This window comes from Streptomyces glaucus, assembly GCF_039533365.1.
Classification (GTDB): domain Bacteria; phylum Actinomycetota; class Actinomycetes; order Streptomycetales; family Streptomycetaceae; genus Streptomyces; species Streptomyces glaucus.
In genome coordinates this window covers 47830-67378 of record NZ_BAAATK010000035.1, presented here as the reverse complement: position 1 = coordinate 67378, position 19549 = coordinate 47830, and the positions used below count along the sequence as shown (strand labels likewise).

Here is a 19549-nt window from a genome sequence, read left to right as displayed (position 1 = left end):
CCGCGAGCCCGCCGCCGCGCGGCCTGCTCGCGGCGGGCCTCCCGAGGGCCTTCAGCCGTCGCCCGCCCGCCGTGCGTGCGGGCGGGCTCGGGGGCCGGGCCGGCGGCGCGGACCGGGGCCGGGCCGGCGGCCCGCCCCCGGCGCTCGTGGGCGGTCCCGGACCGTGGACACGTGTCACTTCCGCGTCTCGTCCGGGGGTGGCCGGCGGCCCGGCCGGCACGTCATTCGGGCACGGGGACCGGTCCGGCCGTCGTGTCGCCCGGGCGCGGGGCCGGCCCGGCCGGGGCGTCCGGCGCCTCGGCGGCGGACACCGTCTCGTACTCGTCGACGAGCCTGCGCGGCACGGCGGGACGGGGCTTCGGCATCGGTCGGTCGTCCTCCTCAGCTCGCCGCGGATCCGCCCCGGCCCCGGCGGGCCGTCCGCTGGCCCAGCACCTCGTCGCGCACGCGGGCGCAGCTGCGGCTGATGAGCCGGGAGACGTGCATCTGGGAGATGCCCAGCCGGTCGGCGATACGGCTCTGTGTCATGTCTTCGAAGAAACGCATGTAGAGAATGGCGCGCTCGCGCTCGGGCAGGCGGCGCAGGCCTTCCTTGGCGGACTCCCGGTCGATCACGACGTCGTACGAGGAGTCCGACGCGCCGAGGGTGTCCGCGAGGCTGTAGCCGTCGTCGCCGGCCGACAGCTCGGCGTCCAGCGACAGGGTGCTGAAGCTCTCCAGGGCCTCCATCCCGGCGCTGACCTCCTCCTCGGTCAGCCCGGTGTGCGCGGCGATGTCGGCCACGGACGGTTCGGGACTGCCCGGGTTCTGGGTGAGTTCGCGCCGCGCCACCCGTACCTTGTTGCGCAGTTCCTGCACCCGGCGCGGCACCCGCAGGGCCCACATGCGGTCGCGGAAGTGCCGCTTGATCTCGCCGGTGATGGTCGGCACGGCGTAGCTCTCGAAGGCGCCCCGCTCCGGGTCGAAGCGGTCGATGGCCTTCACCAGGCCGAGGGCCGCCACCTGGCGCAGGTCCTCGACGGACTCTCCGCGGTCGCGGAACCGGCCGGCGATCCGATGGGCCATGGGCAGCCAGGCCGTGACGAGTTCGTCGCGCACGGCGTCACGTTCGGGCCCCTCCTCCAGGGTCGCCAGCTTGGCGAAGAGGGCCGCGGTGTCGGGTGCGTCCTCGTGACGTCGGCGGGCGGACGGGGTCGGCGTCTCGGACGTGCCGGAATCTGTCGGCGTTTCGATCAGCATGCGGAATCGCTCCTGAACGGTCGTTTCAGGGACTACCGCGGGAAGGTCGCTGTCCGGTGCACCGAAAGGGGCCCGGAGCAGCCGTACCGCTCCCGCTGGGCGCGCCTCCGGTCCGAAGCACGAAACTGCGTCTGCCCTGGCCCTCGGGGAGCAAACTCCGCTTTCGCGAAATCCGTCAGGACAGGGGCACTACGACCGTGATGCACTTGCCGCCCGACGGCAAGTCCGACACCCTGACGTCACGCGCGAGCCGGCACACGATGGGCCAGCCGCGTCCGCCGACCCGCCGGCGCCCCTGCGGATCGGTCGGCGGCACCACCACGGGCAGTTCGTCGCTGCGGTCGCTCACCGAGACGCGCAGGCCCGGGCCGACGAGGTCGACCTGGAAGTCCGTGACGCCGCCGCCGTGCAGCATCGCGTTGGTGGTCAGCTCCGAGGCGACGAGCAGGGCGTCCGACAGGGCGTCGGCGTCACAGGAGGTGTGGGTGGCCCGGCAGCGTTCGGCGACCGCGCGTTCCACCGCCTGGCGCGCCTCGGCGGGCTTGCACGGTCGCGGCTGCCGGGCCCGGTCGGCACTGGTCCGTCCGGTGGCGAGGTCCGTCGTGTGCTTGTCGCACATCCGTCAGCTCCCTGGGTGCAGAAGTGATGCGGATCCGTGCCGCGTCCGCGGCGGTCTCGTGCTCGCCTTCGTCCGCCGGGGCACGGTGGGGGCCGCCGTCGCAAAGCGGATTTCGCGGGTCCCTTCTTCCGGCTCACCTCTCCCCGGGGGGCCAAACCTCCCGCCCTTCCCGCGGCGCGGGTCGTCGGACGCGGCGGTGTGGATATGCGCAGTGCATGACCGATGTGGTGGACTCCGACGAACTGCTGCGGCGGATGCGGCGCGCCAGGGACCGTGCGATGCGGGAGGAGCGGGCGTGGCGGGCACGCGGCGAGGAACTGAGGCGGACGGATCCGGACGCGGCCCGCGAGGCCGCGGTGCGCACGACGGCGTACGAGGTGGTCCTGCGGGTGCTGGACGAGGTCCTGACCCCGGGACGGCACCCGGACGCCGACGGAACCTGACGGGCCGGGCCGCGGGCGAGAGGAAGCTCGCGGGCGGTGCCGAGCGGGAACCGCCGGGGAGGCGCCGTGGCCCGGGCCACCGGGCCACAGGATCACCGGGGCCGGGCCGGGCCGCCGGGGCCGGGCCGCCGGGGCCGGGCCGCCGGGGCCGGGCCGATCGGCCGGGTGGCCGATCGGCGTTGATTGGCGGGGCCGGGGCCGGGCATCCGGATCCCCATGGCAGCCGATCACACGCAAGCACCGGTTCTCCAGGCTCTGGCCGAGTACCGCGGCAAGGGGCGATTGTCCTTCACGCCGCCCGGGCACAAGCAGGCCCGCGGCGCCGACCCGGCGGTGCGGGAGGTGCTCGGCGACGCCGTGTTCCTGGGCGACGTACTGGCCTCGGGCGGGCTCGACGACCGGCTCAAGCGCGGCCGGGTGCTGGAACGCGCCCAGGAGCTGATGGCCGACGCCGTGCACGCCGACCACACCTTCTTCTCCACGTGCGGCAGCTCCCTGTCCGTGAAGGCGGCGATGCTGGCCGTCGCCGGGCCGCACGAGAAACTGCTGATCGGCCGGGACGCCCACAAGTCCGTCGTGTCCGGCCTGATCCTGTCCGGCATCGAACCCGTCTGGGTCGAGCCGCGGTGGGACGCCGAGCGGCACCTCGCCCACCCCCCGTCCGCCGCGGAGTACGAGGCGGCGTTCGCCGCGCACCCCGACGCCAGGGGCGCCCTGATCACCAGCCCCACCCCGTACGGCACCTGCGCGGACCTGCGGGCCGTCGCCGAGGTCTGCCACCGGCGCTCGGTACCGCTGATCGTGGACGAGGCGTGGGGCGCCCACCTGCCCTTCCATCCCGATCTGCCGTCCTGGGCGATGGACGCGGGCGCCGACATCTGCGTCACCAGCATCCACAAGATGGGCAGCGGACTGGAGCAGGGCTCCGTCTTCCACCTCCAGGGCGATCTGGTCCCGCCGGAGCTGCTGGGCATGCGCGCGGACCTGCTGAGCACCACCAGCCCGTCGGTGCTGATCTACGCCGGCCTCGACGGCTGGCGCCGGCAGATGGCCCTGCGGGGCGAGGAGCTCCTCGGCGCCACGCTGGAGCTCGCGGCCGGCGTGCGCGCGGCCGTCGAGCAGATCGACGGCATGCACGTCAACGACCGCGCCGACTTCTGCGGGCCGCACCTGGCCGACGACTTCGACCCGCTGCCCGTCGTGATCGACATCACCGGGCTCGGCATCACCGGCTTCCAGGCCTCGGACTGGCTGCGCGAGCACCGGGGCATCGACGCCCACCTGACCGACCACCGCCGCATCGGCGCGCAGATCACCTACGGCGACGACGAGGAGACCACCGGCGAGCTGCTCGCCGCCCTCAAGGGCCTCGCGGGGGCCGCCGCCGATCTGGGACCGGCTCCGCGCGTGGCGGTGCCGTCCCCGGACGAGCTGAGGACGGAGCAGGTGCGGCTGCCGCGGGACGCGTTCTTCGGGCCGACCGAGAACGTGCCGGTGAGCCGGGCGGCCGGCCGGATCGCGGCCGAGATGATCACGCCGTACCCGCCCGGCATCCCGGCCGTCCTGCCCGGGGAGCTGCTCACCCGGCCCGTCGTGGAGTACCTGCGCACCGGGCTCGCCGCCGGCATGTACCTGCCCGATCCCAGCGACCCGGAGCTGAACACGATCCGGGTCCTGGCCGAGGGCGCCTGACGGCGAAACGTGAAACAGGTCACTTAACCTGCTTTCCGGTTCGCGGAACTCCCCCGAGTGGTTTACCGTTCATCCACGTGGTGACGGGGCCGACCGGTCCGGCCCCCGTACCCCCCTTTGCCGCCCTGGCTGGTTTCCCCCGTCCAGCCAGGGCTTTCTCCTGTCCGGCGGTGTGCCGCGTGCGCCCGGCCGTGCCCCGGTGCCCGGCCGGGCGCGGGACCCGGCGCGGATGCGCCGTCCGCCGAGGTGCTCGCGGCGTCGGCAGCGGCTGAAATGGGCGTAGGGAAAGCACCCGGAACCCAGTCGCCGGCGAGGAGCCGCGCCATGACCAAAGCGATCAAGCTGCTGACCGCCCTTCCGCCGCCGCAGCGCGCACGTCTGATGGAGCTCGCCCGGGAGGTCTCCTTCCCCGAGGACACCCGGATCTTCGAGACGGGAGGCACGGCCGACCGCTTCTGGGTCATCCGCTCCGGCGCGGTCTCCCTCGACCAGCGGGTGTCCTCGCTGCAGCGGATCACGGTCGCCGGCCTCGGCGCGGGCGATCTGCTCGGCTGGTCCTGGCTGTTCCCGCCATACCGGTGGGACTTCGGCGCCGAGGCGTTCAGCCCGGTGCGCGCCTACGAGTTCGACGCGGCGGCGGTGCTCGCGCTGTGCGAGGAGGACCCGCGGCTGGGCCTGACACTGGTGCGCTCGGTCGCCGAGATCCTCGCGCACCGGCTGGAGACGACCCGGGGCCAGCTGCTGGAGCAGTACACGCTCCCCCGGCGGGGCGCGCTGTAGGCCGTCAGACGCGGTAGCGGCGCAGCGCCGGCACCGCGAGGGCCAGGACCAGCATCACGGCGACGACGAGCAGGCCGCCGCCCGCGGTGGCCGTCCGGGCGCCGAAGGCGGAGCCCGCGGTGCCGTGCAGCACGTCGGCCAGGCGCGGGCCGCCCGCGACGACGACCGTGAAGACGCCCTGCATACGGCCGCGCATCTCGTCGGTCGCGGCGGACAGCAGGATCGCCCCGCGGAAGACCATCGAGACCATGTCGGCGACCCCGGCGACGGCCAGGAACGCCACCGCGAGCCACAGGCTGCCGCTCAGCCCGAAGCCGGCGATGGCGGCGCCCCAGACGACGACCGCGCCGATGACCATCCAGCCGTGCCGGCGGGCCCGGGAGAACGTGCCGGAGAACAGGCCGCCGACCACCGCGCCGAGGGGGATCGCCGCGAACAGCAGGCCGAGCGCGAGCCCCTCGCCGTACGACCCGTAGGTCTCCGCGGCGAGCTGCGGGAACAGGGCCCGGGGCATGCCGAGGACCATGGCGACGATGTCGGCGAGGAAGGACAGCAGCAGCACCGTGTGCCCGGCGATGTAGCGGAACCCGGCCACGATCTCGCGTATCCCGGCGCGGCGCGCCGCCGTGTCGGCCAGGGGCGGCAGGGCGGGCAGCCGGTGGACCGCCCAGACGGTGACGCACAGGGCGAGGGCGTCGATGAGGTACAGCTCGGGCAGGCCGACGACCGGGATGAGGGCGCCCGCGAGCAGCGGGCCGGCGACCTGGCCGGTCTGCATGACGGTGGAGCCGAGGGCGTTCGCGGCGGGCAGCTCGTCCTCGGGCACCAGCCGGGCGACGGAGGCGCTGCGGGCGGGCGCGTTCAGTCCCCAGAAGGCCTGCTGCAGCGCGAGCAGGACCATCAGCGCGGCCACCGACTCCAGCCCGGTCACGGCCTGCAGCCAGAACAGCAGCGAGGTGACGGCGATGCCGCTGTTGGTGATCAGCAGCAGCTTGCGGCGGTCCATGCTGTCGGCGACCGCCCCGCCCCACAGCGCGAACACGATCAGGGGCAGCAGGCCGGCGAGGCCGGCGGCGCCGACCCACGCGGAGGAGCCCGTGATGTCGTAGATCTGCTTGGGCACGGCGACGGCGGTCAGCTGGCTGCCGACGGCCGTGACGACGGTCGACGCCCACAGCCGCCGGTAGGCCGGGCGGCGCAGGGGGCGGGTGTCCATCGCCCACCGGCGCCATCCGCGGCGGGCCGGTCGGGGCTCGTCCGCACGCGTCGGCCCCGGTTCCGGGGCCGACGCGTGCGGTTCGGTGCTGCTCTCGCTGGTGTTCACGGATTTCCTGGTTGGTCGGTACATCTTTCGGGCCGGGGTTCACTATCGCAGCACCGGCCGGGCGCCCCGGACCCGCAGGCGCCGTTGCGCGGGCGCCGGCGGGGCGGGGCCCGCCGGCGCCCGCGCTCAGCTCCCGGCGATGAGCGTGACGCCGAGGACGACCATGGTGGCGGCGACCAGGCCGTCCAGGACCCGCCAGGCCGCGGGCCTGGCCAGGAAACGGCCGAGGAAGCGGGCGCCGAAGCCGAGCGCGGCGAACCAGCACAGGCTGGCGAGCGTGGCGCCCAGGCCGAACGTCCAGCGCAGCGGGCCGCGGTCGGCGGCGACGGAGCCCAGCAGGAACACGGTGTCGAGGTAGACGTGCGGGTTGAGCCACGTCAGCGCCAGGCAGGTGAGCACCGCCCGCCGGCGCGAACCCACGGCCTCGCCGTCGGTCCGCAGGGCGCCGCCGTCCGGCCGCGCCGCCCGCCGGGCGGCGAGGGCTCCGTAACCGAGCAGGAACGCGCCGCCGATCCAGCCGACCACCGTCAGCGCGTCCGGCCAGGCGGCCACCACGGCGCCGACCCCGGCGACGCCGAGGGCGATCAGGACGACGTCGGACAGGGCGCAGATGCCGACGACGGCGAGGACCGCGTCGCGGCGGATCCCCTGGCGCAGGACGAAGGCGTTCTGGGCGCCGATGGCGACGATGAGCGAGAGGCCGGTGCCGAACCCGGCGGCCGCGGCGGACAGGGCGCTGGTCATGCCTTCGACGCTAGGCGGCCGATCACCACGCGTACAGCTAAAGATTCTTACGTATCCTCAGTGTTCGTGAAGAACAGGACGGCGGGCGGGGCGGGCGGCTCCGCGGACGGGCCGGCGGATCTCCCCCTGGACCAGGTGCGGACCCTGCTGGCCGTGGTGGACGAGGGCACGTTCGACGCGGCCGCCGCCGCGCTGCATCTGACCCCGTCGGCGGTCAGCCAGCGGGTGAAGGCGCTGGAGCAGCGCACGGGCCGGGTGCTGCTGCTGCGCACCAAACCGGTGCGGGCGACGGAGTCGGGCGAGGTGCTGGTGCGGCTCGCCCGCCAGGTGGCGCAGCTGGAACGGGACGCGTACACCGAGCTGGGACTGACCGCGGCCGGGGAGGCGACCCGGGTGCCGGTGGCGGTGAACGCGGACTCGCTGGCGACCTGGTTCCTCGCCGCGCTCACCCGGGTGCCCGAGGAACTGCGGCTCTTCTTCGAACTGCGCTGCGAGGACGAGGACCACACGGCGGCGCTGCTGCGGGGCGGCCTGGTGACGGCCGCGGTGACCTCGTCGTCCGATCCCGTGCCGGGCTGCTCCGTGCGGGCCCTCGGACGGATGCGGTACCTGCCGGTGGCGAGCGGGGCGTTCGTCGCGCGGCATCTGACCGGCGACCTGCGGGACGCGCTCGCCACGGCGCCCGTGGTGACCTTCGACCGGCGGGACGACCTCCAGGACGGGTTCGTCCGCGGTCTCGGGAACGAGGCCGGCGCCTCGCGGACCGGGCGGCACTTCGTGCCGTCGTCGGAGGCGTTCGCCGAGGCCGTGGCCGCCGGCCTGGGATGGGGCCTGGTGCCCGAGGTGCAGGCCGGTCCCCTGCTGCGGGCCGGCCGGCTCGTGCACCTCGCCCCGGGGCGCGCGGTCGACGTACCGCTGTACTGGCAGCAGTGGCGGCTGGACTTCCCCGCGCTGGCGACGGTGACCGAGGCCGTGCTGGCGGCTGCCGCCGGGGCGCTGCGGAGCTGAGGCCCCTGCGGCGGATCTCCGCGGCGGCACGGCGCCCGGCGGGCACGCTCGCCCCCGGCGGGCGGCCCCCGCACGCCGGGACGCGTCGTCCCGGTCCGTCACGGAATCCTCGCATCAGCGCTGTTTCACCCCGCACCGGCCGGTGACCCGGAGACGAGCAACGCATCGACGAGGGCACGAACGACTTCGATCGCAGGTGACTTTGATGGACAACTGGCGAAACCATGCCGCGTGCCGCCACGAGGATCCCGACCTCTTCTTCCCGATCGGCACCTCCGGCCCGGCCCTGTTGCAGACCGAGCAGGCGAAAGCGATCTGCCGGCGCTGTCCTGTCCGGGAGCCGTGCCTGCAGTGGGCACTCGACACGGACCAGTCCATCGGCGTCTGGGGAGGGACGAGCGAGACGGAGCGCCGGGCGATCAAGCGGCGCGCGGCCGCGCGCAGGCGGGCCGGATGAGGCCGGCGCGGGAGCCCCGGGTCCCCCTCGCGGGGCCCGGGGCTCCGTCGTGCGGGCGCCGGGGGCTTCAGCGGCCGGTGCGGCGCAGCGGGCCCCAGGGGCGCTCCTGCCGTTCCACCTCGGTTCGCGCCTCCTCGATGACCCCGGAGTCGATCCAGCACAGCGGCCGGGCGTCGGCGACCAGCGGCTCGTTGTCGGGGCCGCGGCCCGTCTCCCGGCCGGACAGGACCCAGGGCCGTACGCCGGGGCCCTTCTCGTGCGGCAGGTGCGCGTAGTCGTGCAGCCGGCGGGCCACCCACACCTCCACGGGCCGGTCCCGCCACCAGTTCTCCACGTCGAGCGGGTTGGCGGACAGTCCCGGCATCGGCGCGCCCGTGAGGTCGTCGGTGCTGGACACGTCGGCGAGGTCGGTCCCGGGGCCGCGCGACCAGCGGACGTACAGCCCCCGGTGCTCCTCGACCAGGGCGGTGAGTTCCGCGAGTGTCCGCACGACCGGCAGGTCGTCCGATGCGCTCATGTCTGGCCTCCCTCGTCGCCGTCAGGCGGACGGAGTACCCGCACGGACGGGGAGAGAACCGGACGCCCGGCTTCCCCTTCCGTCGTCTCCCCGGCCGTGACGCCGGTGCCGCGGGCTCCGCGGACGGCGGCGTCGCCGGCCCGGCGGTACGCTCGCGGCACCGTCCACCGCCCCGGGAGGCCCGGCCGTGAGCGTGCGCGTCCGCCGTGTGTACGAACCGCCCCAGCCGGACGACGGCGTGCGCGTCCTGGTGGACCGGCTGTGGCCGCGCGGTCTCGCCAAGGACGCGGCCCACGTCGACGAGTGGCTCAAGGCGCTCGCCCCGTCGACCGGGCTGCGCCGCTGGTACCACGCGGGCGAGGGCTCGTACGAGGAGTTCCGCGCCCGGTACGAGGCGGAGCTCACCGCTCCCGAGGCGGCCGGCCTTCTCGACCGCGTGCGGGAGGCGGCGGGCCGGGGGCCGGTGACGCTGCTGACCGCCGCCAGGGAGCCCGGGCGGAGCCACGCCGCGGTGCTGGCCCGCCTCCTCCGGCCGTGAGGCGGCCGGTGCGGGGACGGGCCGCTGCGCGCGCTCAGGCGGTCTGCCGGGCCGCGGCCCGGCCCGCCGCCCGGCCCGAGAAGAGACAGCCGCCGAGGAAGGTGCCCTCCAGCGCGTTGTAGCCGTGGACACCGCCGCCGCCGAACCCGGCGACCTCCCCGGCCGCGTACAGGCCGTCGACGGGCCCGCCGTCGACGCCCAGGGCGCGGGAGTCCAGGTCGGTCTGGATGCCGCCGAGGGTCTTGCGGGTGAGGATGTGCAGCTTGACGCCGATCAGCGGCCCGGCGTCCGGGTCCAGGAGGCGGTGCGGGGCGGCGACGCGGCCGAGGCGGTCGCCGAGGTAGCGGCGGGCGTTGCGGATGCCCTGTACCTGGGCGTCCTTGCTGTACGCGTGGGCGATCTGCAGGTCGCGGGCCTCCACCTGGCGGCGGATCACGGCGGCGTCCAGCAGCGGCTCGTCCGTCAGCCGGTTCATCCTGTCGACGAGCCGTTCCAGGTCGGGGGCGGTCACGAAGTCCGCGCCCTTGCGCAGGAAGGCGTTCACGGGCCCCGGCGCCCCCTTGCCGAGCACCCGCTCGCGCAGGAACGCGGCCCGGTCCCCGGCGGTGATGTCGGGGTTCTGCTCGGAGCCGGACAGCGCGAACTCCTTCTCGACGATCTTCCGGGTGAGGACGAACCACGAGTGGTCGTACCCGGCGATGTCCTCGGTGGTGCGCAGGTGCCGCAGGGTGGCGAGGGTGTCGTAGCCGGGCAGGCAGGGCTCGGGCAGGCGGCGGCCGAGGGCGTCGAGCCACAGGGAGGACGGGCCGGGCAGGACGCGGATGCCGTGGCCGGGCCAGACCGGGTCCCAGTTGTGCAGGCCCTCGGTGTAGTGCCACATGCGGTCGCGGTTGACCAGCCGTACGCCCGCCTCGGCGCTGATGCCGAGCATCCGCCCGTCGACGTAGGCGGGCACGCCCGTCACCATCCGGGCCGGCGGCGTGCCGAGGCGTTCGGGCCAGTGGCGGCGCACCAGGTCGTGGTCGCCCCCGATGCCGCCGGTGGTGAGGACGACGGCCTGCGCGGTGAGTTCGAAGTCGCCGACGCGGTCGCGGCTGGAGGCGACGCCGCGCGGCGCGTGGTCCTCGGCGAGGACCGTGCCGCGCACGCCCCGTGCGGCCCCCCGCTCGACGACCAGCTCGTCGACCCGGTGCCGGTGGTGGAAGGTGAGCAGCCCGTCCCGGGCGGCCTGCTCGGCGTAGCGGGCGAACGGCTCCACCACCCCCGTGCCCGACCCCCAGGCGATGTGGAAGCGGGGCACGGAGTTGCCGTGCCCGTGGGCGGTGAGGTCGCCGCGCTCGGCCCAGCCGACGGTCGGCAGCAGCTCGATGCCGTGGCCGCCCAGCCAGGACCGCTTCTCCCCCGCCGCGAACTCCACGTAGGCGCGCGCCCAGCGCACGGCCCAGGAGTCCTCGTCGTCGAGCCGGTCGAACTGCGCGCTGCCCTGCCAGTCGCTCCAGGCCAGGTCGAAGGAGTCCCGGACGCCCAGCCGCCGCTGCTCCGGGGTGCCCACCAGGAACAGCCCGCCGAGGGACCAGAAGGCCTGGCCGCCGAGGTTGGCGGCGTTCTCCTGGTCGACGAGGGCGACCCGGCGGCCCCGGCTGGTCAGTTCGTGCGCCGCGACCAGGCCGGCGAGGCCCGCTCCGACGACGATGACGTCGGCGTCCATGACGACCGTTCCCTTCTCTCGTGCGGGGTGCCGCCGCCGTCGGCGGGCAGCGCGGTGCGCGACCCGCCCGGGCCGGCCGCCGCGCGGGCCTCCTCCGCCGGCACGGGGCCGGACCCCCTGGCCGCGGGCGCCGTGCACGCGGCCCCCGGCAGGGGGCGGGCGGGACCGGCGCCCGGCCGCACGTCCGGCCGTGCCCCGCGCCCGCCTGTGCCGCCCTCCGTTCGCCAGGCGAATGTATCCGGTGCACCGGCGCATCCGAAGGCCCCGGGCACGACGGGCCCGCACGGGACCGGGAACCGGCGCCCGGATCGCGCGGACGCCGGCCCGACGCCGGACGCCCCGGGCCCGCGCCCCGGCGGGCGGGACCGGCCGGGCGGCGGGGCCCGGTTCGGGAAGCGGCGCACCGGGCGCCGGGGCGCGGCCCGCCGGAACCCGGGTGCGTGCCCCGCGCAGTGCCCTCCCCGGCCGGGGCGGGCGCCCTTTAAGGTGGTCCCGATCATCGGCGACCCGAGGACACCTGGCCCATGGCTCTGCAGATCAGCGCGACCAACCCGGAGCACCCGGCGCTCCTGCTCGAACTGCCGTGGCAGGTGCCCCTGGAGGAGTGGCCCGAGGAGTACCTGGTGCCGCTGCCGCGCGGCATCTCCCGGCACGTCGTGCGCTACGCCCGCGCCGGCACCGAGGTGATCGCCGTCAAGGAGCTCGCCGAGCGGCCCGCCCTGCGCGAGTACGAGCTGCTGCGCGACCTCGACCGGCTCGGCATCCCCGCGGTGGACCCGCTCGCCGTGGTCACCGGACGCACCGACGCGCACGGCGCGCCGCTGGAGAGCGTCCTGGTCACCCGGCACCTGCGCGGCTCGATGCCGTACCGCTCGATGTTCGAGACGACGATGCGTCCCGCGACCATGCACCGTCTGATGGACGCGCTGGCCGTGCTGCTGGTGCGCCTGCACCTGACCGGGTTCGCGTGGGGCGACTGCTCGCTGTCCAACACGCTCTTCCGGCGCGACGCGGGCGCGTACGCCGCGTACCTGGTGGACGCCGAGACCGGCGAGCTGCACCCGCGGCTGAGCACCGGACAGCGCGAGTACGACCTCGACCTCGCCCGCGTCAACATCAGCGGCGAGCTGCTGGACCTGGAGGCGTCCGGGGCGCTGCACCCGTCGGTGGACCCGGTCGACTTCGGCAGGGAGATCTGCGCCCGCTACCGCGGCCTGTGGGAGGAGCTGACCCGCACCTCCGTCTACCCGGCGGGCAAGTACCACTACATAGAGCGCCGGATACGCCGTCTGAACGACCTCGGCTTCGACGTGGCCGAGATGCAGATCGAGCGCGCCTCCAACGGCGACACCGTCACCTTCGTGCCCAAGGTCGTCGACGCGGGCCACCACCAGCGCCAGCTGCTGCGCCTGACCGGGCTGGACACCGAGGAGAACCAGGCCAGGCGGCTGCTGAACGACCTGGAGAGCTGGATGGCCACCCAGGAGGACCACGCCCCCGGCGACCCCCGCGGCGCCCGCCCCGAGGTGCTCGCCCACCGCTGGGTGCGGGAGGTGTTCCGGCCGACCGTGCGCGCGGTGCCGCCCGAGCTGCGCGGCGACATGGACCCGGCCGAGCTGTACCACCAGGTGCTGGAGCACCGCTGGTACCTGTCCGAGCGGGCCCAGCACGACATCGGGCTGGACACGGCGATCGAGGACTACGTCGAGAACATCCTGCCCGGGGTCCGCCGGACGCCTCAGGCCCCGGCGGAGTGAGCCGCCGCGCCCCTCACTTCGGGGGGATCACCGCCACCGGGCACCTCGCGTGGTGCAGCACGCCGTGCGCGACCGAGCCGATGCGCGCGCCGACGGCCGTACGGCGGGCACGGCGGCCGACGACCATCAGCTGGGCCCGGCCGGCCACCGACAGCAGCACCTGCCCCGCGCTGCCGATCTCCACGTGTTCGACCACCGGGACGTCCGGGAAGCGCTCCCGCCACGGCCGCAGCGCCTCCGCCAGCGCCTTCTTCTCGTACGGCTCCAGGCCCCCGGCCTCGTCGAGGAGCCTGAGGGAGCCCGGGCTGTAGGCGAACACCGGCGGCAGGGTCCAGGCCCGCACGGCCCGCACGGTGGCGCCCCGGGCCGCGGCCGTCTCGAACGCGAACCGCAGCGCGGCGGCGCTGTCCTCCGGCCCGCCGTGCTGGCCGACGACGATCTCCCGGCCGGCGGCCTCGGCGGCGGGCTCGTCCCCGGCGCGCACCAGGACGACGGGCCGCGCCGCCTCGGCGATCACCTGCTGGCCGACGGAGCCGAGCAGGAAGCCGACGACCGGCCCGTGGCCGCGGGAACCGAGGACCAGCATCTCGGAGCCGGCCGCCGCGTCGGCCAGCGTGCCGACGGTGTCGCCCTCCGGCGCCTCGGTGGACACCTCCAGCCCGGGATGGAGGCCGGTGACGGTCCGGGCGGCCCCGGTGACGGCGTCGCGCACCCAGCGCGCCTGGGTGTCCCGGTCGCCCGCGTCGACGCCCTCCTGCGGCTCGTACCGCCACGCCTGCACCACGCGCAGCGCGAGCCCGCGGCGGACCGCCTCCCGCGCCGCCCAGGCCAGCCCGGCCAGGCTCTCCTGCGAACCGTCCACCCCTGCCGTGATCGGGCGCGTCATGCGGGTGCCTCCTCGTGTCGCGGTCGTGTCCGTCGAGGCCAGTCTTCACCACTCCCCTTCCCCGGCCGCGGACGCGGGCCGCGCCGGCGGCCCCGGGGGGCGACGGGCGCCGCGCGCCGGGGCCGGGCACGGCGGTTCACCCGGACGGACGAGCGCACCGGAGTGATCGACCCTACGATGGGCGGAGGTCGGTGCGGTGACGACGAGCGACGCCGTGCCGTGGATCCGACCGCCCGAGTGGGGGACGCATGACACAGCCCGACGAGGCGGTACGCACCGTCATCATGACCGTCGACGACGACCCCGGGGTCTCCCGGGCGGTCGCCCGGGACCTCAGACGGCGCTACGGCGCGTCGTACCGGATCGTGCGCGCGGAGTCCGGCGAGTCGGCGCTCCAGGCGCTGCGCGAGCTGAAGCTGCGCGGCGACCTCGTGGCCGTGATCCTGGCCGACTACCGGATGCCGCGGATGAACGGCATCGAGTTCCTCGAGCAGGCCCTGGACGTGTACCCGGGTGCGCGGCGGGTGCTGCTGACGGCGTACGCGGACACCGACGCGGCGATCGACGCGATCAACGTGGTCGACCTGGACCACTACCTGCTCAAGCCCTGGGACCCGCCGGAGGAGAAGCTCTACCCCGTCCTGGACGACCTGCTGCGGGCGTGGCGGAGCAGTGACCACCGGCCGGTCCCCAGCACCAAGGTCGTCGGGCACCGCTGGTCGGCGCGCTCGTCGGAGGTACGGGAGTTCCTGGCCCGCAACCAGGTGCCCTACCGCTGGTACTCCTCCGACGAGCCCGAGGGGCGGCGGCTGCTGGCCGCGGCGGGCGCGGACGGGCGGCGGCTGCCGCTGGTGATCGCCCCGGACGGCACGCCGCTGGTCGAGCCGGAGGCGCCCGAGCTGGCCGCCCGCGTGGGCCTGGCGACCACACCGGCGGCCGACTTCTACGACCTGGTGGTGGTCGGCGGCGGCCCGGCCGGGCTCGGCGCGGCCGTGTACGGGGCCTCCGAGGGGCTGCGCACGGTGCTCGTGGAGCGGTCGGCGACCGGCGGGCAGGCCGGGCAGAGCTCCCGGATCGAGAACTACCTCGGTTTCCCCGACGGCGTCTCGGGCGCGCAGCTGACCGACCGGGCCCGGCGGCAGGCGGCGAAGTTCGGCGCCGAGATCCTCACCGCGCGCGAGGTGACCGGCCTGGAGGTCAACGGCGCCGCGCGGACCGTGCGGTTCTCCGACGGCTCCGCGGTCTCCGCGCACAGCGTGATCCTCGCGACCGGCGTGTCCTACCGGCAGCTCGGCGCGCCGGGCGCGGACGGGCTGACCGGCTGCGGGGTGTTCTACGGCTCGGCGCTGACCGAGGCGTCCGCCTGCCAGGGCCACGACGTGTACATCGTCGGCGGCGCCAACTCCGCCGGGCAGGCGGCGATGCACCTCGCGCGGGGCGCGAAGTCGGTCACGCTGCTGGTGCGCGGGCCGTCCCTGACGGCGTCGATGTCGCACTACCTGATCCAGCAGGTCGAGGAGGCCCCCAACATCTCGGTGCGCTGCGGCACGGTCGTCGAGGCCGTGCACGGCGACGGCCACCTGGAGCAGCTGACGCTGCGCGACGCCGGGAGCGGGCACACCGAACGCGTCGACGCGCAGTGGCTGTTCGTGTTCATCGGCGCGGCCCCGCGCACCGACTGGCTGGACGGCACGGTGCTGCGCGACCGGGGCGGCTTCATCCTCGCCGGCCCCGACCTCACCCCCGACGGGCGGCCGCCGGCGGGCTGGGAGCTGGACCGGCCGCCGTACCACCTGGAGACCAGCGTGCCGGGCGTGTTCGTGGCGGGCGACGCGCGCGCCGAGTCCGCCAAGCGGGTCGCGTCCGCCGTCGGAGAGGGAGCCATGGCCGTGATGCTCGTCCACCGGTATCTGGAGCAGTCGTGAGCGGCCGGCCGATGCCGTGCAGCCCGGCGGAGATCGGGTCGCTGTTCCTGTTCGAGAAGCTGACGCCCGGGCAGCGGGACCGGCTGTGCCGCGAGGGCCGGGTGGAGCGGTTCGACCCCGGTCCGGTGTACGCCGAGGGCGAGCCCGCCACCTGCTTCTACGTGATGCTCGACGGCACGGTCGTGCTGTCCCGCCGGGTCGGCGGGGACGACGTGGAGGTGAGCCGGACCTCCCAGCGCGGGGTGTACGCCGGCGCCATGCAGGCCTACCTCGGGGACCGGGTGCCGCAGGTCTACACCAACTCCCTGCGCGTGACGGAGCCGACGCGGTTCTTCGTGCTGCCCGCGGACACCTTCGCGGACATCATGCAGGAGTGGTTCCCCATGGCGGTCCACCTGCTGGAGGGGCTGTTCTTCGGGTCCAAGAACACCCAGCGGGCCATCGGGCAGCGCGAACGGCTCCTCGCGCTCGGCTCGCTGTCCGCCGGTCTCACGCACGAGCTGAACAACCCCGCGGCGGCGGCCGTGCGGGCCACGGCGACGCTGCGGGAGCGGGTCGGGAAGATGCGGCACAAGCTGCGCGTGATCTCGTCGGGCCCCTACTCGCGGGAGGCGCTGGCGAACCTGATCGAGATCCAGGAACGCACCGCCGAGCGCGTCGCGAAGGCGCCCTCGCTCAGTCCGCTGGAGGCGGCGGACCGGGAGGACGCCCTCGCCGACTGGCTCGACGACCACGGCGTCGCGGAGGGCTGGAGTCTCGCCCCGACGTTCGTGCAGGCGGGACTGGACACCGACTGGCTGGACCAGGTCGCCGCGGCCGTGGACGAGGAGATCCTGCCCGGGGCGATCGGGTGGCTCAACTACACGGTCGAGACCGAGCTGCTGATGGACGAGATCGAGGACTCCACCGCCCGCATCTCCCACCTCGTCGACGCGGCCAAGCAGTACGCGCAGCTCGACCGCGCCCCCTACCGGGTGGCCGACGTCCACGAACTCCTCGACAGCACCCTGCTGATGCTGTCGGGCAAGATCGGCCCGCGGATCAAGGTCGTCAAGGAGTACGACCCCGCGGTGCCGCGGATCCCGGCGTATCCGGCGGAACTCAACCAGGTGTGGACCAACCTGATCGACAACGCGGTCGCCGCCATCGGCGACGCGGGCGGGGAGGGCACGCTGACCGTGCGCACGGCCCTCCACCACGACCGGCTGCTGGTGGAGTTCCGCGACACGGGCGTCGGCATCCCGCCGGAGATCCGGGAGCGCATCTTCGACCCGTTCTTCACCACCAAGCCGGTGGGCGAGGGCACCGGCCTCGGTCTGGACATCTCCTGGCGGATCGTGGTGAACAAGCACCACGGCGGCATCCAGGTCGAGTCCGAGCCGGGCGACACCCGTTTCCAGGTCTTTCTTCCGCTGACCGCGGACCCCGACGTCTTCGAGGAGCCGGCATGAGCAACGACACCGTGATCGACCCGAGCGTGCCGCCGAGCGGCGCCGGGTGCGTCGAGTGCGACGCGGCGGGCGGATGGTGGTTCCACCTGCGCAGGTGCGCGCTGTGCGGGCACGTGGGGTGCTGCGACAGTTCGCCCTCGCAGCACGCCACCGCCCACTACCGGGCCACCGGCCATCCCGTGGTGCGCAGTTTCGAGCCGGGCGAGGAGTGGTTCTGGAACTACGAGACCGACGAGCTGTACGAGTCGGGGCCCGAACTGGCGCCCCCGGCCGGCCATCCCGCGGACCAGCCGGTCCCGGGACCGGCGGGGCGGGTGCCGGCGGACTGGGCCCGGGCGCTGAACCGTTGAGCGCGCCGCCCGGCCGCCGGCGGCGGCCGGGCGGGCACGTACCGGGCCGGGACCGGCTCCTCGGCGGCTGACCGCGCCGCGCTCCGCCCGGCCGTGCGCCGCCCGCACGTGATCTTGGCGGAACACGCCCCTCCGGGTGAGGATGCCCGCATGAAGGGTGACCTCTTTTCCAGCCAGCACGTCGTGCAGCCGGCCCAGGCGCCGGGCATGACGGTCGAGAACGCCAAATGCATCCGGTACGCCGTCGACGGCGAGATGCTCGCCCGGCAGGGCGCGATGGTCGCCTACCGCGGCAATCTCCAGTTCGAGCGCAAGGGCCAGGGCGTGGGCGGCATGCTCAAGCGCGCGGTCACCGGTGAGGGGCTGCCGCTGATGGCGGTGCGCGGGCAGGGCGAGGCCTGGTTCGCGCACGAGGCGCAGAACGTCTTCGTCGTCGAGGTCGACCCGGGTGACGAGTTCACCGTCAACGGCCGCAACGTCCTGTGCTTCGACGCCACGCTGTCGTACCGCATCGCCACCGTGAAGGGCGCCGGGATCACCGGCGGCGGCCTGTTCAACAGCGTCTTCAGCGGGCACGGCCGGCTGGGTCTGGTGTGCGACGGCAGTCCGCTGGTCATCCCGGTCTCCCCGCAGTACCCGGTGTACGTCGACACGGACGCGGTCGTCGGCTGGACCGCGCACCTGCAGACCTCGCTGCACCGTTCCCAGTCGCTCGGCTCGATGCTGCGCGGCGGCTCCGGGGAGGCCGTGCAGCTGATGCTCCAGGGCGAGGGGTACGTCGTCGTACGGCCGAGCGAGGTGACGCCGCAGAAGGGGCAGCAGCACTGACGCCCCGTCATGTGATCCGCGTCGCACGGGCCGCCCGGCCCGCTCCCCCGGCATCTTGACCAGCGGCAGGCGGCGCCCTGCCCGCGGCCGGGCCGTCCGCCGCGCGGCACGCCCCGGAACCGTCCGGCACACGGCTCGCGGCCGGGCCGCGCGGCCCGGTCGCCGGGGCCCCTCCCGAGGGCCTGCCGCAGGCCTTCCGCGCGTTCTCCGTGACCGGGTTGACCTGTACCGCTCCGGGACGTCAGGGTTCGAAGGCGTGCGGCTCCCGCCCCGCGCCGGAAGGATGACTGCCTTGATCGAGATCACGGAGATCGAAGCCGCGGCCGAGCGGATCTCCTCCTACGTCGTGCGCACCCCGACCGTGCCGAGCCCCGGCCTGTCCGCGCTGCTCGGGGCCCCGGTCACCGCGAAGCTGGAGCTGTTGCAGCGCACCGGCTCGTTCAAGGCGCGCGGGGCGGCGCTGAAGCTGCTGTCGTTGAGCGAGGCCGAGCGGGCCGCCGGGGTCGCGGCGGTCAGCGGCGGCAACCACGGCATATCGGTCGCGGTGATGGCCGCCGCCCTCGAGGTGAAGGCCACGGTGGTCATGCCGCGCTCGGCGCCCGCCCGTGCCGTGGAGACCGCCCGGGAAGCCGGCGCGTCGGTGCAGCTCACCGACGACATGAGCAGCGCGTTCGCACTGGTGACGCGGCTGCGGGAGGAAGGGCTGACCCTGGTCCATCCCTTCGACGACCCGGTGGTGATCGCCGGGCAGGGCACCGTGGGGCTGGAGTTCGCCGAGGACGCCGGCGACCTCACCGACGTCCTCGTCAGCGTCGGGGGCGGCGGGCTGATCGCCGGCGTCGCGGCGGCGCTGCGGGCCCGCCGCCCGGGCGTGCGGATCTGGGGCGTGGAGACCGAGGGCGCCCAGGCCATGTCCGAGGCGCTGGCGGCGGGCGGCCCGGTGCCGGTCGCGCTGTCGTCGATCGTGTCCACGCTCAGCGCCCCGGCCGTGTCGCAGCTGACGTACGACCATGTGTCCGCCCTGGTCCACGAGGTGATCGTGGTGCCGGACCGGGAGGCGGTGCGCGGCACGCTCGACCTCGCCGACCACGCGAAGGTGTGGGCCGAGCCCGCCGCCGGCTGTCTGCTGCCCGCGGCCCGGCAGGTGCTGGAGCGGGTGGGTGACGGGGCCCGGCTCGGGCTGGTGGTGTGCGGGGGCAACGCGACCACGGCCGACGTCATGGCCTGGTCGGCCCGCTTCGGTCTGCGCTGACGGGCCGTCGGCGGCGGGGACGGCCCCGCCG

The 19549-nt window shown here is 75.0% G+C and carries 20 protein-coding genes; 12 read left to right on the top strand and 8 right to left on the bottom strand.

The window, feature by feature from the left end; all coding sequences use genetic code 11:
• Positions 1 to 221: 221 nt before the first annotated feature.
• The 3 genes from ABD363_RS23365 to ABD363_RS23355 form a co-directional block, all read right to left on the bottom strand.
• On the bottom strand, positions 222 to 365 hold the full coding sequence (locus ABD363_RS23365; protein WP_344606747.1) for a hypothetical protein: 144 nt from the start codon (positions 363 to 365) through the stop codon (positions 222 to 224).
• A 16-nt stretch (positions 366 to 381) separates the two neighbouring features.
• A complete protein-coding gene (locus tag ABD363_RS23360; protein ID WP_344606745.1) occupies positions 382 to 1239 on the bottom strand; it encodes a SigB/SigF/SigG family RNA polymerase sigma factor in 858 nt (285 codons plus the stop codon).
• 175 nt (positions 1240 to 1414) lie between these two features.
• A complete protein-coding gene (locus tag ABD363_RS23355; RefSeq protein WP_344606743.1) occupies positions 1415 to 1858 on the bottom strand; it encodes an ATP-binding protein in 444 nt (147 codons plus the stop codon).
• 215 nt (positions 1859 to 2073) lie between these two features.
• Between ABD363_RS23355 and ABD363_RS23350 the strand changes: the two genes are divergently transcribed.
• The 3 genes from ABD363_RS23350 to ABD363_RS23340 all read left to right on the top strand — a co-directional run bounded on the left by ABD363_RS23350 (position 2074) and on the right by ABD363_RS23340 (position 4773).
• Positions 2074 to 2301 (top strand): hypothetical protein, encoded by a 228-nt coding sequence (locus tag ABD363_RS23350; RefSeq protein WP_344606741.1) that lies wholly within the window; start codon positions 2074 to 2076, stop codon positions 2299 to 2301.
• Between the two features lie 216 nt (positions 2302 to 2517).
• Complete coding sequence (locus ABD363_RS23345; protein WP_344606739.1) at positions 2518 to 3993, top strand: aminotransferase class I/II-fold pyridoxal phosphate-dependent enzyme; 1476 nt, start codon at positions 2518 to 2520, stop codon at positions 3991 to 3993.
• Positions 3994 to 4317: 324 nt separating this feature from the next.
• Complete coding sequence (locus ABD363_RS23340) at positions 4318 to 4773, top strand: cyclic nucleotide-binding domain-containing protein (RefSeq protein ID WP_344606737.1); 456 nt, start codon at positions 4318 to 4320, stop codon at positions 4771 to 4773.
• Positions 4774 to 4777: 4 nt separating this feature from the next.
• Here ABD363_RS23340 and ABD363_RS23335 read toward each other — a convergent pair whose 3' ends face one another.
• Positions 4778 to 6121: an MFS transporter gene (locus tag ABD363_RS23335; protein ID WP_344606735.1), complete on the bottom strand. Its 1344-nt coding sequence runs from the start codon at positions 6119 to 6121 to the stop codon at positions 4778 to 4780.
• Positions 6122 to 6223: 102 nt separating this feature from the next.
• On the bottom strand, positions 6224 to 6841 hold the full coding sequence (locus tag ABD363_RS23330) for a LysE/ArgO family amino acid transporter (protein WP_344606733.1): 618 nt from the start codon (positions 6839 to 6841) through the stop codon (positions 6224 to 6226).
• A gap of 66 nt (positions 6842 to 6907) precedes the next feature.
• Here ABD363_RS23330 and ABD363_RS23325 point away from each other — a divergent pair, with 66 nt between their 5' ends.
• Both ABD363_RS23325 and ABD363_RS23320 read left to right on the top strand, forming a co-directional pair.
• Positions 6908 to 7849 carry a LysR family transcriptional regulator ArgP gene (locus ABD363_RS23325; RefSeq protein ID WP_344606731.1) on the top strand — a complete coding sequence of 314 codons (942 nt, stop codon included), beginning with the start codon at positions 6908 to 6910 and terminating at the stop codon, positions 7847 to 7849.
• 205 nt (positions 7850 to 8054) lie between these two features.
• Positions 8055 to 8306: a WhiB family transcriptional regulator gene (locus ABD363_RS23320; RefSeq protein WP_344606729.1), complete on the top strand. Its 252-nt coding sequence runs from the start codon at positions 8055 to 8057 to the stop codon at positions 8304 to 8306.
• A 67-nt stretch (positions 8307 to 8373) separates the two neighbouring features.
• On the opposite strand, the gene ABD363_RS23315 is transcribed toward ABD363_RS23320, so the two are convergent.
• Positions 8374 to 8823: a DUF6098 family protein gene (locus tag ABD363_RS23315; protein ID WP_344606727.1), complete on the bottom strand. Its 450-nt coding sequence runs from the start codon at positions 8821 to 8823 to the stop codon at positions 8374 to 8376.
• A gap of 187 nt (positions 8824 to 9010) precedes the next feature.
• On the opposite strand from ABD363_RS23315, the gene ABD363_RS23310 reads away from it, so the two are divergent.
• On the top strand, positions 9011 to 9361 hold the full coding sequence (locus ABD363_RS23310; protein WP_344606725.1) for a DUF488 domain-containing protein: 351 nt from the start codon (positions 9011 to 9013) through the stop codon (positions 9359 to 9361).
• A 34-nt stretch (positions 9362 to 9395) separates the two neighbouring features.
• Here ABD363_RS23310 and ABD363_RS23305 read toward each other — a convergent pair whose 3' ends face one another.
• Positions 9396 to 11069 (bottom strand): FAD-binding dehydrogenase, encoded by a 1674-nt coding sequence (locus ABD363_RS23305; protein ID WP_344606723.1) that lies wholly within the window; start codon positions 11067 to 11069, stop codon positions 9396 to 9398.
• A 524-nt stretch (positions 11070 to 11593) separates the two neighbouring features.
• Here ABD363_RS23305 and ABD363_RS23300 point away from each other — a divergent pair.
• Positions 11594 to 12826 carry a DUF4032 domain-containing protein gene (locus ABD363_RS23300; protein WP_344606721.1) on the top strand — a complete coding sequence of 411 codons (1233 nt, stop codon included), beginning with the start codon at positions 11594 to 11596 and terminating at the stop codon, positions 12824 to 12826.
• 13 nt (positions 12827 to 12839) lie between these two features.
• Here ABD363_RS23300 and ABD363_RS23295 read toward each other — a convergent pair whose 3' ends face one another.
• Complete coding sequence (locus tag ABD363_RS23295) at positions 12840 to 13712, bottom strand: universal stress protein (RefSeq protein ID WP_344606719.1); 873 nt, start codon at positions 13710 to 13712, stop codon at positions 12840 to 12842.
• Between the two features lie 248 nt (positions 13713 to 13960).
• Here ABD363_RS23295 and ABD363_RS23290 point away from each other — a divergent pair, with 248 nt between their 5' ends.
• The 5 genes from ABD363_RS23290 to ABD363_RS23270 all read left to right on the top strand — a co-directional run bounded on the left by ABD363_RS23290 (position 13961) and on the right by ABD363_RS23270 (position 19518).
• Positions 13961 to 15637: an NAD(P)/FAD-dependent oxidoreductase gene (locus tag ABD363_RS23290; RefSeq protein WP_344606717.1), complete on the top strand. Its 1677-nt coding sequence runs from the start codon at positions 13961 to 13963 to the stop codon at positions 15635 to 15637.
• Positions 15634 to 17088: an ATP-binding protein gene (locus tag ABD363_RS23285; RefSeq protein ID WP_344606715.1), complete on the top strand. Its 1455-nt coding sequence runs from the start codon at positions 15634 to 15636 to the stop codon at positions 17086 to 17088. The genes ABD363_RS23290 and ABD363_RS23285 overlap by 4 nt, the downstream gene beginning before the upstream one ends.
• Positions 17085 to 17438, top strand: a complete 354-nt coding sequence (locus ABD363_RS23280) for a UBP-type zinc finger domain-containing protein (RefSeq protein WP_344606713.1) — start codon at positions 17085 to 17087, stop codon at positions 17436 to 17438. Before ABD363_RS23285 ends, ABD363_RS23280 begins: the two co-directional genes overlap by 4 nt.
• 150 nt (positions 17439 to 17588) lie before the next feature.
• On the top strand, positions 17589 to 18266 hold the full coding sequence (locus ABD363_RS23275) for an AIM24 family protein (protein WP_344606711.1): 678 nt from the start codon (positions 17589 to 17591) through the stop codon (positions 18264 to 18266).
• A gap of 292 nt (positions 18267 to 18558) precedes the next feature.
• Positions 18559 to 19518, top strand: coding sequence for a threonine/serine dehydratase family protein (locus ABD363_RS23270; RefSeq protein ID WP_344606709.1), 960 nt, complete (start codon positions 18559 to 18561; stop codon positions 19516 to 19518).
• Positions 19519 to 19549: the final 31 nt, after the last annotated feature.